Annotated in this window: 15 protein-coding genes; 13 read left to right on the top strand and 2 right to left on the bottom strand. The window is 43.3% G+C overall.

Annotation, left to right across the window (positions count from 1 at the left end):
* The first annotated feature begins 126 nt into the window (after positions 1-126).
* The 11 genes from ACM0OZ_RS41060 (at position 127) to ACM0OZ_RS41010 (ending at position 11,472) form a co-directional block, all read left to right on the top strand.
* Positions 127-2,193 (top strand): serine hydrolase domain-containing protein, encoded by a 2,067-nt coding sequence (locus tag ACM0OZ_RS41060; RefSeq protein WP_414588635.1) that lies wholly within the window; start codon positions 127-129, stop codon positions 2,191-2,193.
* Between the two features lie 106 nt (positions 2,194-2,299).
* Positions 2,300-3,244, top strand: a complete 945-nt coding sequence (locus ACM0OZ_RS41055) for a patatin-like phospholipase family protein (protein ID WP_414588634.1) — start codon at positions 2,300-2,302, stop codon at positions 3,242-3,244.
* Positions 3,178-3,504 (top strand): hypothetical protein, encoded by a 327-nt coding sequence (locus tag ACM0OZ_RS41050; RefSeq protein WP_414588633.1) that lies wholly within the window; start codon positions 3,178-3,180, stop codon positions 3,502-3,504. Before ACM0OZ_RS41055 ends, ACM0OZ_RS41050 begins: the two co-directional genes overlap by 67 nt.
* A 404-nt stretch (positions 3,505-3,908) precedes the next feature.
* Positions 3,909-4,622, top strand: coding sequence for a fasciclin domain-containing protein (locus ACM0OZ_RS41045; RefSeq protein ID WP_414588632.1), 714 nt, complete (start codon positions 3,909-3,911; stop codon positions 4,620-4,622).
* Between the two features lie 260 nt (positions 4,623-4,882).
* Positions 4,883-5,833 (top strand): amidohydrolase family protein, encoded by a 951-nt coding sequence (locus ACM0OZ_RS41040; RefSeq protein WP_414588631.1) that lies wholly within the window; start codon positions 4,883-4,885, stop codon positions 5,831-5,833.
* 23 nt (positions 5,834-5,856) lie between these two features.
* A complete protein-coding gene (locus ACM0OZ_RS41035; RefSeq protein ID WP_414588630.1) occupies positions 5,857-6,480 on the top strand; it encodes a YdcF family protein in 624 nt (207 codons plus the stop codon).
* 184 nt (positions 6,481-6,664) lie between these two features.
* Positions 6,665-8,374, top strand: a complete 1,710-nt coding sequence (locus ACM0OZ_RS41030; RefSeq protein WP_414588629.1) for an alpha/beta hydrolase — start codon at positions 6,665-6,667, stop codon at positions 8,372-8,374.
* 9 nt (positions 8,375-8,383) lie between these two features.
* On the top strand, positions 8,384-8,512 hold the full coding sequence (locus ACM0OZ_RS41025) for a hypothetical protein (protein WP_414588628.1): 129 nt from the start codon (positions 8,384-8,386) through the stop codon (positions 8,510-8,512).
* 500 nt (positions 8,513-9,012) lie between these two features.
* The gene (locus tag ACM0OZ_RS41020) at positions 9,013-9,939 is read left to right on the top strand and encodes a DUF2382 domain-containing protein (RefSeq protein WP_414588627.1); all 927 of its coding nucleotides are present in this window, start codon (positions 9,013-9,015) and stop codon (positions 9,937-9,939) included.
* Positions 9,940-10,143: 204 nt separating this feature from the next.
* Positions 10,144-10,419: a WGxxGxxG family protein gene (locus tag ACM0OZ_RS41015; protein ID WP_414588626.1), complete on the top strand. Its 276-nt coding sequence runs from the start codon at positions 10,144-10,146 to the stop codon at positions 10,417-10,419.
* A gap of 243 nt (positions 10,420-10,662) precedes the next feature.
* Positions 10,663-11,472, top strand: coding sequence for a hypothetical protein (locus tag ACM0OZ_RS41010; RefSeq protein WP_414588625.1), 810 nt, complete (start codon positions 10,663-10,665; stop codon positions 11,470-11,472).
* Positions 11,473-11,504: 32 nt separating this feature from the next.
* Here the strand turns inward: ACM0OZ_RS41010 and ACM0OZ_RS41005 are convergent, their stop codons facing one another.
* Positions 11,505-12,296: a DUF1206 domain-containing protein gene (locus ACM0OZ_RS41005; protein ID WP_414588624.1), complete on the bottom strand. Its 792-nt coding sequence runs from the start codon at positions 12,294-12,296 to the stop codon at positions 11,505-11,507.
* A 330-nt stretch (positions 12,297-12,626) separates the two neighbouring features.
* Positions 12,627-13,304 carry a BON domain-containing protein gene (locus ACM0OZ_RS41000; protein ID WP_414588623.1) on the bottom strand — a complete coding sequence of 226 codons (678 nt, stop codon included), beginning with the start codon at positions 13,302-13,304 and terminating at the stop codon, positions 12,627-12,629.
* Between the two features lie 984 nt (positions 13,305-14,288).
* Between ACM0OZ_RS41000 and ACM0OZ_RS40995 the strand changes: the two genes are divergently transcribed.
* Both ACM0OZ_RS40995 and ACM0OZ_RS40990 read left to right on the top strand, forming a co-directional pair.
* Positions 14,289-14,450, top strand: a complete 162-nt coding sequence (locus ACM0OZ_RS40995) for a hypothetical protein (protein ID WP_414588622.1) — start codon at positions 14,289-14,291, stop codon at positions 14,448-14,450.
* A 110-nt stretch (positions 14,451-14,560) separates the two neighbouring features.
* Entirely contained in the window at positions 14,561-15,955 is a 1,395-nt protein-coding gene (locus ACM0OZ_RS40990; protein WP_414588621.1) for an Nramp family divalent metal transporter, read from the top strand.
* Positions 15,956-16,060 lie beyond the last annotated feature (105 nt).

Genomic DNA, 16,060 nt, shown 5'->3' with positions numbered 1-16,060 from the left:
TGCTGGGCTATCGATTTTTCAACCCAGTCTTTGGAAAAATGTTGGTAATGACAAGGCTTTTAAGCAAGGGGTTCTCACCCTCGCACTATGCTTTGATAGATTTGCTTGAGATTTTGGTCAAAAGCTGTGGAACGCCAAGCAATGAAAAAACAGCAAACTCGCAAACTCTATAAAAACCCGTTCATTAGGCGCATACTCGTTGGGTTGACTGGATTTATCCTGTTTTTATCACTGTCTGGGCTACCCAGTTTGGCTCGAGATGTACCAGCTAAGTTTCCGTTTTCAAATCCTCAACAGCAACAACCTATTACTACACCCGAACCACCTGTAGCACCTGCTGCTACTGCACCAGGATTAAATGATCCGCAGGAATTTGCAGCTTTCATAGACAATATTTTCAATGAGGAGATATCAAAGTCTCATGTTCCTGGTGCAGTCATTTCTGTGGTGAAAGATGGGAAACTCTTTTTCACCAAAGGCTATGGCTACGCAAATCTAGAGAAAAAAATCCCAGTCGTCCCAGACAAAACACTGTTTCGTGTAGCCTCCCTCTCCAAGCTATTCACAGCTACAGCTGCAATGCAGTTGTACGAGCGGGGACTGCTCGATCTTGATGGCGATGTCAATAAGTACCTCAAAAACTTCCAACTAGAGAACCCTTACCCTGAGCCAGTCAGAGTTGCCCAGTTGATGACTCATACGGACGGTACAACTAAACGCCGGATTTCAATAGCAGCTCGCACCGAAGCCGAGATGAAGCCACTGGGTGATTACTTGGCTAAGTATATGCCACCTGTTGTCTGGCGTCCTGGTGAACTCTACAGCTATTCCAGCCACAGTACTGCTCTGTTGGGATATTTGGTGGAATTGATTTCTGGTCGCCCTTTCGTCCAATACATTGACGAAAATATCTTGCAACCGCTTAATATGCGTCGCAGCACTTTTCTTCAGCCACCGCCGCGAGCTTTAGCTTCGGATTTGGCTGTGGGCTATCAGTATCAAAATGGCAAGTTTAAATCTGTTCCATACCTATATTTAAATATCGCTCCAGCGGCGGCGATGAGTGCAACTGCCACAGATATGGCTCACTTCATGATTGCCCATTTGCTGAACGGTCGTTACGAAAACTCGCGCATTTTAGAGGCGGATACTGTGCGGTTGATGCATGAACAGCACTTTACTCATCATCCCAAATTGCCGGGTACTGGTTACAGTTTTCGTGAACGATTGGAAAACAATATTCGGGCGAGCGGACACCTAGGCAGCTTGCGTGGATATTCTAGCTCGCTCACTCTACTGCCCGACCAAAATATTGGAATTTTTATTGCCACTAACAGCTTCAGTGGGGTGCATGGAAAACTAATGACTCAGTTTTTTGATCACTATTTTCCTGTTACCCAAAAAGGAGCACCTCTCAAAAAGCTTGCTCTTTCCGAGGAGCAACTTAACCGCTTCACTGGCACTTACCGAGATTTGGAATATCCTCGCGACACCTTCGCCAAGCTTACCGCACCGTTTGAGCATATCAATATCAAGAAAGGTGGTAACGGTACTTTGGTGGTTAGTACCCCTGGTTTGTTCTTCTTGGGTAATGCTCCAAAGCTCCGGTTAGTGCCTGTGGAACCGCTGTTATTTCAACGGGTTGATGACGATGCCTTCACTGCCTTTGGCGAAGATAGTAGGGGCAATATCGCCTTTGCATTCAATCCAATTTGGCCCAAGATAGGAGCCTTTGAGTGGGTACCGTGGTATGAAACTATCTGGGTGCAGTTAGGAATTGCTGGCTTTTGTGCAATTGTTTTTCTATCAGCCTGCATTATGTGGCCAATACGCCCTCTGATTCGTCGTCTACGAGGAAAGCCGTTTCAAAAGAAACAGTTTAGCAATGCTTTGGCGATCGCAGGTCTCATTGGTACTCTGAATTTGGTCTTTTTGATTGGCTTGCCTTTGTCGCTTTGGCTCATCGGGGTATGGAAGCTTGTGTATGGTGTACCTACTATCGTAGTTGCCTTACTTTGTCTGCCACTAGTGACTACTGTCCCGACGTTTGTATTAACCTTCTTTGCAGGGTTGGCTTGGATAGATAAGCGCTGGTCTTTAATGACACGCTTACACTACTCTTTGATAGCTCTAGCCGCGCTGGTTTTCATTCCCTTCTTGGCTTACTGGAATTTATTAGGGTTCCAGTTTTAAGCTCAACAAAATCCATTCATGCGGTGTAGCTCAAGGTATCACTCAAGCGTTCTAATTGAAGGCTGGTTTATCAAGTCATTCTTAACTAAAATCAAAGGAAGAGATTATGCCTTTTCGGATTTTAAGCTTAGATGGTGGAGGTATTCGAGGAGTCATTTCTGCCAAAATACTAGCAGCAATTGAAAAGCGAATTCATCAACCTTTGAATGAGTACTTTGACTTGATTGCTGGAACTTCTACAGGCGCAATTTTAGCAGCTGCTATTGCCATAGGACGCAGTAGCGAAGAAATTGTTGATTTATACAAACAAAAAAGCTCAGTCATCTTTCCTTACAGAAGTCGTTTTTCCTTGGCGCGGATTCCTTTAATTTTGAAGTACGGTTTGTCCGCTCCTAAGTTCTCAGACAATGGTTTGATTCAAGTTCTTCAAGAAGCTTTTGGGAATAAAAAGCTTTTTGATGTTCTTTCACCGTTGCTGTTGATTCTTTCTTTTGACACGATTAACCAAGAACCAATTATATTTAAAAGCTGGCGACAAGATAAAGATTATGACAATGTGCCGCTGTGGAAGGTGTGTACCTGTTCGGCATCAGCTCCAACTTATTTCCCAGCACAGAAACTAGACAAAAGAGTAAAAGGTGTCGTGCAAAATGCATCTGCATACACGATCAAGTTGGATGAGAATGCGTCACTAGTTGAGAAAGTATATAATGATACAGCTATTCTCGTGACTAATAACACGGGCAGTGGTCAAGTTCGTACTATTGTCAAGTATGAGGGATTAACTCGGACAGCAAAGATAAATCAAGCTTGGGATATTATTCCTGACGATACCTCTACCTACTTAATTAATTTTTTATACTCAGCCATTGATGGCGGTGTTGCTGCCAATAACCCCTCTGCCAGTGCTGTCGCCGAAGCATTGAGACTAGGATATGCAATTGAAGATATTACCGTACTTTCAATAGGAACAGGCGATCGCCCTTGGCGGGCGCTCCGCGCCATCGCACGCGGATCATTCCTTATCAAAAAGCACGAGAATGGGGTCTAATAGAATGGGCACAGCCGCTGACTGGTGTCTTGTTTGATGCTTCATCAGACGTTTACGAGTACATCACCAAGCATATAATGCGCGATCGCCTCTTACGCTTACAATTCAAACTGGATCGACAGTTAACGGGGCAACCTTTAAGCGATGACATTGATGATGCAAGTGAAGAGAATATCAATAATTTGATAGAAGCAGCAGAGGTTTACATTAACCAACCGCAAGTGCAAGCACAATTGCAAAAATTTTTACAGATTAGTTAATAGCCAAAAGTGATTTGTCATTTTTTTCTGATTTTTTATACATAGTAAAAACTGTATTAATAGCTTAAATTTTAAGAATTACACTATCTACATTTTGAGACAGAAAATCAGTTTTTTACAGGACAGTAATTTGAAATTAACAACATTTGAAAGTAGTACCTAAAAATATGCAAAGACCACGTCCCAGTAACATATTGATACGTGCCTTCGTATTGATTTTCGTTAGCCTAGCTATTTTCGTAATCGGCACAATAATTTTTAATGCTAGTCAACAACCTGAAGAACTTGGAGAACCTGAGCAGGGATTCTTAAAGTAACAACGTCAACAAAAGGATAAAATTTATCCACGAAATTTCCACTATCTATCAATAACCTTTAGTCAAAGCATAAAGGAGGTAGTCCTTATGAAACTCTCATTCAAATTATTTGCTGGTCTTGCTAGTGCTGTAGGTTTTGCATTTGGAACTCAAGTTCCTACCCTAGCGCAAGTCACCTCTACCCCAAGAGCTGTTCCTACTCCTAATATCAATAACGTGCCTGCGTCAGCCCTACCTTTCTTCACCAGTGCAAACACTATTGTTGTACCCCGTGATTCCCAGTCCATGACTGCTGGAGAGGTTGTGTCCTTAAGTCCATCATTCGAGATGCTCAACTCTCTTTTGCGAGTTGCTGGACAAAACTCCGATCTCATCTATCAAATCAATAATGATGATAACTCTTACAGAGTTTATGCTCCTACCGATGAAGCTTTTGCAGCTCTTCCAATCGGCACTGTTAAGCTGCTAGTACAACCGGAAAATCGAGACTTACTCAAACAAATTCTTTCCTATCACATTAGACAATCAGAAGGAGAAGAACCTGCTATTGGAGTCACTTCTACCCCTAATGATCGGTCTTCAACCCTATCTCAAGAGCCTGGATTAACTGGAGAAGTAAATGAAGGGTTAGATGCACAAACCTCTGAGGAGTTAGTAAGGTACCAAGCTCGTGTCATCGGTACACCCCTTCGAGTAGATAACGGTGTTATCTATCCTATTAATCGCTTGCTGATCCCACCCGAACTGCAAACTCAGCTGAATTTCAATCCTGAAACTACTCAGTCTACTACAAGGAACTAGATTTCTTCTATGTTTAGGGTGATCACCAGAGGCGATCGCTCTAGACTTTAGCTAGAGCTTGATTTAATCAAATGGCAATGAAAATGCGGCGAAATATAGCGGGAAAGGCCTGCCGTAGGCATAGGGTGAGAAAGGTTATAGAGTAAGCTTTTTGACAACTCCAAATGGTAGCTGGATTTCCGCCGATGTGTACTAGGCTTTGCCCAATCGCCGCAAGGCGTGTGCTCCGCGCCATCGCAAATTCACAACTGGAGTCGCATATGGTTAAGATGTCTTCCTCTAAATATGTTATCTTCGATGCCCATTTACATGGCGTTAATTTTATTCAGCAAACTGACGGCTTTGACGCTTTACTTCGAGAGATGGACAAAGCAAATGTAGAAAAATGCATAGTTTTTGGATTGCCAGTTTCCAAACAATGGCCCGAGTGGGAGAATGAAGAACCAACCTACTATCTTTCTAACGAAAGTCGTTGTTATTACTACTCGCTGACAGATGCAATTATTGCTCAAGCATACATGAATCTAACTCCTGAGAATAGGAAGCGTATTATTCCTCTCATATGTGGTTTTTCGCCTGTAGATAGATATGCAATTAAACATATTGAACGGATTATGGACTTGTATCCTAGCGTTTTTAAAGGCATTGGTGAAATTCTTTGCAGGCATGATGACCTGACTAATCTAACCTATGGACAACCAGCACGAGTTAATCATAAAGCTTTGTTTCCGATATTTGACTTTGCAGGCCAACATCAGCTTCCTATTTTAGTTCATCAAAACGCTACGTCGGTTGGTCGTACAAATCAACTGTCTTATACTGATGAAATTATTGAAATGCTTGAGCATTTTCCTCATACCACGCTGGTGTGGGCGCACTGTGGCGTTTCCCGTCGGGTGAAGATAGAAACATTACATGAAGTCATAGACCATCTTTTATCCAAGTATCACAATCTTTATGTTGATTATTCCTGGCTGATCTTTGATAATTATATTTGTCCTCAGGGACAACCTGATAAGAATTGGCTCAAATTAACCGAAAAACATAGCCACAGAATTTGTTTAGGTTCAGATATATTTGGTCACTTTGAAAGCCTTTCAGAACGTTTGGGAAGATATACACCATTTCTGGATTGTTTAAGCAAAGAAACTTGTGAAAACGTTTGTACAAAAACTGCTGAACGGCTTTATGCATCTGTCTGTGCTGTGTAATCTTTATTTTCAGATGAGGGCAGATGAATATTGTTTCTAAAAAGCTAAAAAAGTACCGTTTTCTTTTTCTTATAATTTCTGCTATTCCTTTTTTGGTTTATAGCATCAGTATTTTGCGGTTGACTGTAGCCTATCATCAAGCACCTCGTCCTCAAGCTATTTTGATGCTAGGGGGTAGCCCAGTTCGACCAAAGTTTACAGCTCAATTTGCCCATAAATATCCTTCACTAGACATCTGGGTTTCTTCTGGTTTGCCTCCTGAGCAAGTGCGTCCCATCTTTCAGGAAGCCAACATATCAGAAAAACGGATACATCTTGATTACGAAGCTGTTGATACAGTGACTAACTTTACTACCCTAGTCGATGACTTCAAGCGCCTTGAGATTCGCCATCTTTACCTAATTACTTCTGATTTTCATATGCCACGAGCTAAGGCAATTGCCGCCATTGTCTTGGGTAGCCAAGGGATTGCTTTTACACCTGTTACTATTCCAACTGAAAGGTCATCAGAACCCTGGTTATTTATCCTGCTTGATAGCGGTCGTGCATTGTTTTGGTTGTTGACTGGATGTACCGGAGCTAGTCTAAACGCTTACTTTTCTTATGACCAACTAGAAAACTTATTAAGTGCGGATAAACAGAGTTAGGGTAAGTTATTAGGATAAATTGTATCATATTTTTTTGAAATAGGATGAATATGAAACATTTTTTTAGTTGTATGAGAGCAAAATGGGGATTGCAATACTTTCAGGAAAAGTTGGTGTAGTGATCAACCTCACAGTCCATCTTGGCGGCAGAATTTAATCAGTGAGTTTATAAAGGGTTTTGGATATGAATTACCGATCCTTAGAAACTGTCATAGCCAAGTTGCGCTCTTGTACTTATCTTGTGGGTAAGCAATCAATATGGCTGCAAGTCGCATTGGGAACTGTGAACACCTGTCTCATACCTGTTTTGACCACCCATCCTGCCTTAGGTGCAGAACGTATTGAGCTATCCTACGGCATCTTGGAGCGGTCTATCCCTATTCATTCTCTCGAAGTCTATGCTAAGACTGGCAAAGTGGATGATAACCTAGCTGCATATACACAATACGTAAGTTCTCAAGAACTCACTCAGCTACGGCAGATTTTGCTGACTCGTGTTCCGTTAAATACAGTAGAAATTTCACAGTTTCTTTACACGCCAATTGGCGAGAGATTATTAAAACGTCTGGGAGAATTCATTCAGACGGAATCTCGCCTATCAGGGTTCTACGCAATTCGAGCAGCGCTGATTCTGGCGGCGGCAGATCCACAAGGTTTAACGCTGTTGAATGTACTACGCAAGTTTCCTTCAAGTGCGATTTCAATTAATTTAACCCGCAGTCTGAATATTGCCCAAGCGTTCCAGACTCTAGTCAATCAAACTCAAAATGCGATCGCACTGATCAACCAGCAATCAACCGTTGCAGCAGCCACTCCCCCTGGACTAACTGCCCTTTCGGTGCCAAACTTGCAACAACCGGGGCGCTTTACTTGGCAAAAGCTAACCATCACGCTCAATGACTTATCTCGTAACCGCACCTTTCCCGCCGACATTTACCTGCCACGAACTTCAAACCCTCGCCCAGTCATTGTTATCTCCCACGGACTTGGCTCTGACCGGACAAGTTTTGCTTACCTGGCTCGTCACCTTGCTTCTTATGGCTTTGTGGTTGCTGTTCCAGAACATCCGGGCAGTAATGCACAACAGCTGCAAGCACTATTGGAAGGTACAGCGGATCGAGTGACTAGACCCAGAGAATTTATTGACCGACCATTGGATGTCAAGTATCTGTTGGATGAACTGACTCGCCTATCTAGGTCTAACCCAGCATTTGCGGGACGTTTGAATCTGGAACAAATTGGTGTTGTGGGGCAATCGTTTGGTGGATACACAGCATTAGCATTGGCAGGAGCACCGATAGATTTTCAGCAACTCAAAAAGAACTGTCCAGCCTTGGAGGACACACTCAATATTTCGCAATTGCTTCAATGCTTAGCTGTGCGTTTGCCACCGTCTCAGTATGACCTGTTTGACCCACGGGTGAAGGCAGTCATTGCCATTAACCCTGTTGACAGCAGCATTATGGGGCAAGCCAGTCTCAGCCAAATCAAAATTCCAGTCATGATTGTAACTAGCAGTGCCGATACAATTGCTCCAGCTTTACTGGAACAGATTCAACCCTTCACTTGGTTAACAACACCGAATAAGTATTTGGTGCTAATTAACGGCGGCACACACTTTTCCACTATCGCACAATCACCGAACGCAGCTATTCCCGTTCCCACAGAGGTTATTGGTCCCAGTCCTGCCTTGGCGCGTAGCTACGTTCAAGCTTTGAGTGTTCCCTTCTTCCAAACCCACGTCGTCGAGCAGCCAAGTTACCGTCGCTACCTGAGCGCAGATTACGTCAATGCTATCAGTCAGGAGCCACTGCCGCTCTCGTTGGTTAAATCTCTCACCCTCACTCAGCTTGAACAAACCCTTAACGCTGTTTCTTTAACATTAACCCACTAGCGGATTTCTATGTTACATCGACTGCGGTGGCAAAACGAACTGGATGGCATTGGAGAGCAATATGAGCGATGGCGCGGCGCGATGGCGCTTTTCTCCCGCCAAGGGCGATCGCCAAAGCAAGGAACTTCCAAAGAATAGACATCAGTGTTAAATCAGCAAATATTGTCTAATCTTGAATTAAACTTTATCATCCCTAGTTGAGTTCGCTCTAAGGGACAAAGACAAAATAAAATGCAGAACGCCTGAATGGATTTTGTCGAGCTTAAAACCTATTTCTTAAGTAGTACTTTTTGTGAGCATTCCTAATTTCCACGAGTTTTCCACTTTTGCCAGTTAACTTAAAACTATATCTTCCACCTTTCTTTGTTGAGCATCCATATTTAGGCATTCGTTTAGTTGAGCTAACTCCTGATATTCCATAGGTATTCAACCAAAGTAATATTGGTTTTAAGGGAAATCAAAGTCGAGGAGTTTTCATTGTAAAAGTGGATCAAAACTCTTTTGTGATCTGCCCAACGCAGTACAAGCGCAAATGACTAAGCTTGAATGTGAGAAGCTAATTATATAGTCGAGCTTGACACTTGGAACGTGCGATAGATATTAATTTGAGTAGAATACAATACAGGAACAATCGCAAAATGGTTCTTTACAAACTTGAGGATTTTGACGCAAACTACCAAGGCTATTTTGGCGGTGATGACATCAAGGGTTATGATGTCTATTCAGATAGAGATGATGAAAAAGTCGGCACCGTTAAAAATATATTAGTTGACGAGTCAGGTCATTTCCGGTATTTGGTCGTTGACACTGGTTTTTGGATCTTGGGAAAGCAAGTATTACTACCAGTAGGTCGTACCCGAATTGACCAAGGCGATCGCCGTGTTTATGCCGTAGGGTTCACTAAAGAGCAAGCAAAAGATTTGCCTGAGTTCAGCGAAGACCTGAGAATTGATTACGATTATGAAGAGCGAGTGCGGGGAGTTTATCGCACTCAACGTTTAGAGGCATCAGCACCTTTAGAGGCATCGGCTCCTTTAGATGCACCTGCGGCACCTATACCCTACAAAGCTCCTGAGACACAGGCTACTCCGGTTGCGGCTAGAAATGTTGATTATGATCGCAATGCATACACCTACCAAGAAGAGCCGGATCTGTACCAGATGAATGAGCAGGATCATCAAACGCTCAAACTCTACGAAGAACGGCTGGTTGCCAATAAAACCCGCCACAAGGCTGGAGAAGTAACAATTGGCAAACACGTTGAAACAGAAACAGAACGGGTTTCTGTACCAGTAGAAAAAGAGCGAGTCGTGATTGAGCGAGTGACTCCAGAAAACGCTTTTCAACCTGTTTCTCCTGGGGAAGCTGCTTTCCGCTCTGGAGAAGTCGCACGTATGGATATCTACGAAGAGAAGCCTGATATTCACAAACAAGCCGTCTTGCGTGAAGAAGTCAGAATCAGGAAACAAGTAGAGCAAGAAATGGTTAGCTCAGAAGAACAGGTTCGTCGAGAAGAGCTAGATGTGGATACCGAAGGTCGTCCAATTGTAGATAAAAATAGGTGACGAATTCTCAAATCACACATTAAAAGAACGCTCTTAATGGGGTTTTAAGTAGTAGTTACAGCACATTGCAAGTAAATGAAGTACAACGCTGTTGTCTAAAAGCCAGACATAGAGGCAATTTTACTTCTGACTTCTGACTTCTGACTCAGGAATTGCTGCTGTATTAGTTCACCATTACTTCACAAAAGAAAGGGAGATTTCACCGTGCTACGTGTTAATTTGTTCAAAATGATTGGAGTTGCCACTCTCACATTGTCCACGGCAATTATGCCCTTAACTCTGCCTGCTACGGCTCAAGTTGAACCCGGCGTTGGAGGACCATATGAGCAGACAGGAATTTATGAAGATGACGATTTCGATTGGGGTTGGCTGGGATTAATTGGTTTGGTTGGTCTATTTGGTTTGGCTGGAAAAAGCCGTCGCCAAGAACCTACTGCTTATCGTGAACCTGATACAGTCCACACTGGCTATAGAGATTAGTATCTCCCAGTTTATTAATCTAGAAATTGGTTCTTGGGACGTTTCCAAATTATGGAAACAAGGCTGCGAGTTCTAATATGTCAGTAACCAAAAGAAAGCCTTAGCTCACCTAAGGCTTTCTCTGTATTATTGGATAGAGGTAGTAGTTTTTTAATAACTACTGTTTTCTTACTGTCTGAGGTAGACCCACCCCTAGAACTCAAAGAGAATGTGACCAATAGTAAGTTTAAGCGGATGTTTTGATTGAGAAATAGACTTAGTAAAAATTGTGTTCTCAATTGTGAGCTGATCCGTAATGGCAGCTTTGTTCAGGCATTGTGGAAAACTAATGGAACAATTGCCCTGGCACTCTTTGCTGTAGTTCTTCCAGCATGCACTCCGTCACCTGGTCCTAAGGCTGGCACAACGGTAAGTGAAGTCGTTAACGCACCAAATGCCGACCTCATAGGCAAGACCGTTACTGTCAGTGGAGAAGTCGAAAAAATCCTTGGTCCGAAGGCATTCACAATTGAAGGTAATAGACTGTTTAACGACCCAGAGGTACTGGTCGTGAATGCTACAGAATCTCCTATAGTCAAGGACAGCCTCGTTCGGGTGACAGGCACAGTTCGTCAGTTTTTGCGATCACAAATCGAGAGTAAGTTCGATTTGGACTTGGCTCAGGAGTTTGAAGTGGAATTCAGAGGTAAGCCTGTGCTTATCGCTACGACAGTAGTTCTAACGCCCCGTCCAGGTGAAATCGCCGAGGAACCAAACCAATTCATAAGCAAGACAGTAACCGTTAGTGGCAAAGTTGCAAAAGTCATCAGCCCAAATGCATTGACACTCGATGACAAAGAGCTTGTTGGCGGTAAAGAGTTGCTAGTTATTGGTGCTATTCCAGCAGCAGGCTCCATTGATGAGGGCAAGACTGTCCAGGTGATCGGCTCAGTTCGCAAGTTCGTTACAGCAGAGATCGAGAGAGACTTCGATTTTGACTTGCAGCCCGATCTGGAAGTGGAATATGAGGGCAAACCCGTAGTGATCGCTCAGTCAAGCCAAACGATGGAATAAGTTGGCAGACAAAGCTACCACCCGCAGACTCATTAGATTATAATCCGACGATACCGCGCTAGTACCAGCATATGGATAGCATAAGCTACGAGACCAACCGCGACAACACCCAAAATCCACTGACCCAAAGTTTCTTGTGCCAGCGTTTGCAGAGCACCACCCAGTCCTTGGACTTCGTCTGGATCGGACTGAACAGCAGCTTGAATCACAAGAAGGCCGATGATGCCGAAAGCAATGCCACGTGCAGCAATACCAAATCTGCCGATGCGCGTCGCCCATTTTACCTGGGCATTGGTCATCTCGTCCAATTTGAACCGTTCACGGAATTCAGCAGTGTAAGCTCTATACACATAGGAAAAACCCACGCCTAGTACAATCGCCCCAACAATTCCGACTAGCCATTGACCGAAGGGCTGTGCAAGCAAGCGCGCCGTCCAGTCTTGCCTCCAACTACTGTTGTTACCTTCCGAACCAACAACGAGCTGCACCGCAGTCAGGGCTAAACCTGTGTAACTCAGACCACTGAGCGCGTAGCCAAGGCGCTGTACAACTCTCTTCGCATCTGTATTTTGGTGTTCAGGATCTATAAATGCTTGAGTGAAACGCCAGATTGCGTAACCAATGAGACCAAAAGCAACCACGCTCAGCAAAAATTTTCCAAACGGCTGCGTAATGATTGTTTGGAGAGCACCACTCGTGCCAGTTGTTTTGCTACCGATGCCAAATCCCACAGGCAGCGCTAGCAACCCGACGATAAAGTAGACCCCCCCTTTAGCCGCATAACCGAACCGTGCGAGTCGCTCAATCCACAGGTTGACAGCCATTTGTATAGTCGTTTGTTCTAAAATTAGTACTCAACGCTCAACTGCTAGTTTAGTCGCAAAGTCAACCAGTTATTTTGTATCTGCTGAAGCACAATACGAGCCACCAGAACTTTGAGGGATAGCCAAACATTTTGAGATAACAGAATTAGAGAAATTAGACTAATCCCTAAGGTAGCTCCAATTTCAGAAACCAAACCAAACACCCTGGCTATCACTGGTAAGAGTAATGGAAAGGGTATTTGTTGGTCTCCCAGAAATTGATAATTCTGGCTTTGGAAATCGTAGAAAAAAACGAGCAACAACTACTCTGTCTCAGGTTAGAGTGTCTATTCAATTATCTGGATAACGAATGACGAGCTTATCTACTACCACAATGACTCCTGTGGTATGGGAAGCTGTGTTATGCACTGCTCGCCACGCTGCCCAATTAGGAACAAAACCTGTTAGGGAAACTCTACCATTCTCTACTATCACGTTTACATCTCCAGCTTCTACATCCATGTTGCGTTCCACGGCATTCCCAATGCATTTTGCAATCTCCTCATCTTGAGCTTCCTTGGTAGGTATAACCGCTAGTTCATTGACAACATCAATAACCCCAGCGATCCCGTAGGCAATATCTTGTGCCTGAAATTTCTTCCAAAAAGCATCCACTACGCCTTGCAGAGTTAGAAAACCTCCAATAACGCTGACATTAATCTTACTAGCGTCAATATCTGCGTTCCAAGTAAGAGCATTCGTCACATTTAATGCGATTTCTTCATCTGTAGGGAGAGAGGTCATAAGTGGATACTGCACCTCTAGTTGATTATCTATTTCAATTATTCCCGCAACCTCTCTCACATCGTCCTTGACGATACGTTTGGCTTTGTAGCTTGACACTGTACCTTTGAGGGTTATTTTGCGATTCTCAACTATTACATTAACTTCAGCTACGTTCACACGCTCGTCCCAGCGAAGTTTATCCACGACTATAGTTTTAAGTTCCTCGTCTGTCATTACAGTCATAAATACACCTGTTTGTTGTTTTCTCATCTGTACAGCAATAGTGATAGCAATTTGCACAAATAGTACGTCAGTACGTCTCGCATTAGGTTGTGCACTCAAGTAAAACTGCGATCAAGCAAAGATGAAAGGAGGAAATTTAATTGATATTGCTTAGGTAGAATAAAGGTTTAGCCTGTAAACTCGACTCTCTGATAAAAAGCCTCTAATGACAGCAATACCGAAGAAGGAAAGCAAAGGCATCTCTTTCCGCCATTAATAGAGCAATACCCAAGTATCCAAGGGAAGAAATAACATTAGTAATTCTGTTAAGCATCAAGTTTGCTTATCGCCTCCACTGTTAAAGTTAAAAAGCGCATCAGTTAACAACGGCAATTTCGTACTCAAAAACCTTCACTTGATATTTATCCGAAACATATGCCTGCTTTACTTGCTGCAATTTTTAATTCGTCAAACTCACGTTGAGCTTAAGTCTCAATAGTGGAAAACTGGTGGAGAACGTGATCCAATATATGTTGCATAGGAGTGTGGTCAACTTAAGGCTTGCTGTCATCCTTAGCTATTCAAATTGAGTTAGTAGCACTATCTCTTTAGTATTATTTTGGAAAACAAGCTTGAATTCTCCACGAGTTTTCCACTATTAAGGCTTATCTTCAAATTGTATACAGTTCATCAGTCCTTCAATTAGGTTGAAACGCTTAATTTTATATGAAAACATGATTTTTTCATATAAATATTTATTTTGTAGAAAAATTATTTATTCAATAATTAATTATAGTTTTTATTGAATAATTTTTTGAATGATAAATAAGCTATATTAGTAGTTTTTATATATTTCAAGCCATAATAATAAGCTTTAAAATTTTCTTAACACAGTAGTCATGGGATTGTGTGAAGCTACTTTATTCATATTTATTGAATTTTATCTTTTATTAAGAAAAAGTAAAAGTAAAATTATAGTCAAAAAATGACAAGGAGATAAGAAAAATGGCTATCTTTAAACAATTGATTTCTGTGCTTTTTCTTGGAGCAATGTTAGCACTTGCTACTGGCTGTGAAGGACCTGAATATGAAGAAAACGATCGCCTGGGTATAGTTCCAGAAAACAGCAACTTACTTGCAGCAACAAGCGTGACACCTTCTAGATAAACATGATTGTTGCAACCATTGGCAATGTATTGCTGTGGCTGCATTGAGTAAATCGGTCATGCCTTGGACTTTAGAAACTAGTTCTAAAAGCAAGCAAAGATGGCACAAAAATGAACAATAAAAATAATCACACTTCTTCAGTAGAGACATCTAACAAGCAGAGTGAGGGCAGCAATCAACAGATACCGCAGCCACCAAAGGGTTGGCAACGCTTTTTGTGGTTGGGACCAAGTTTTTTGTGGATGCTCTCGGCAGCGGGTTCAGGAGAGTTGCTGTTTACACCTAGAATCGCCGCTCTCTACGGCTATTCTCTGCTGTGGGCGCTGCTTGCCGCTGTTATCCTCAAATGGTTTATTAACCGTGAAGTGGGTCGCTTTTCAGTTTGCACCGGCGCAACGATACTTGAAGGCTTCAAGCAAATTCCCGGTCCGAAAAACTGGGCAGTCTGGCTGATTTTGCTGCCGCAGGTGTTTGTAGCAATCTCTACCGTTGCGGGACTCGCAGGTGCTGCCGCCACAGCACTGATTTTAATGACAGGGGGAACTGTCCAAATGTGGACGGTGATTATTATCCTTGTAACGGCGGCGATCGTCCTTTTAGGGCAATACTCTGTAGTTGAAAAGATTTCTTCCTATGTGGGTATCGCCCGTACACTGGCAGTGGTAGTTGCGGCAATTTTTGTCTTCCCCAACATTCAACAACTGGCAGGGGGTTTAGTCCCTCAAATCCCTAATAACGTGCAATATCAGGAAATTCTGCCTTGGCTGGGTTTTATGCTAGCAGGGGCAGCAGGATTGATGTGGTACTCCTATTGGGTGGAAGCTAAAGGGTACGGCGCTGCTGGTATCAAGGGGCAAGAGGGGATTGACCCTAAGCAACTAAGTCAGGAGCAAAGAAAAAAGCTGCGTGGCTGGATTTCTCTAATGACCTTCTCCAACACCTTAGCGGTGGTTGGTGCGCTATTGGCAGCACTATCTTTTCTGATTCTTGGTCGAGAGTTGCTGCGTCCAGAAGGGTTGGTGCCAAAAGAAAGTCAGGTTGCCGAAACCCTGGGTCGTCTGCTGGGCGATTTGTGGGGACCCTTAGGCTTCTGGTTTATGGTGGCGATCGTTTTTATCACCTTCTGTAGCACCACGCTTTCAGTAGAAGATGGCTTTGGGCGGATGTTTGCCGATGGTACGCAGATTATTTTACAAGGGTTTGGGGTACGGGGTCGCTGGACGAACGAAAAGTTCTTGCAACGTTTCTACATAGTGGTGCTTCTGGCAGTGCTGCCCATTGCCATCTACCTGTTCTTTGGCGAACCTGTCGGCTTGCTGCAAACAGCAGGAGCAATTGAAGCTGCTCACATCCCCATCGTCACGGGACTGACCCTATACCTGAACTACCGGATGTTGCCCAAGGAATTGAGCCCGTCGAAGTTTACGTTTGGTGCAACGGCTGTTGCCGGAATTTTCTTCGCTGTATTTGCGGTTATCTACCTTTACCAGCTACTCAGTCAGTAGTCAGTAGAAGCTCGCCCTATGTCGGCAGTTTCGAGTCAACTTGACAGGAGGTAAGTTACCTGTGATCACCTCAACCACTGGGAAAAGCGCAACTATCAAATTGGT

The sequence above is a fragment of the Scytonema sp. PCC 10023 genome, assembly GCF_963920835.1.
Lineage (GTDB): Bacteria > Cyanobacteriota > Cyanobacteriia > Cyanobacteriales > Nostocaceae > Kalymmatonema.
Note: the sequence above shows the minus strand (reverse complement) of the source record. Positions and strands in the feature narration are given on the sequence as shown.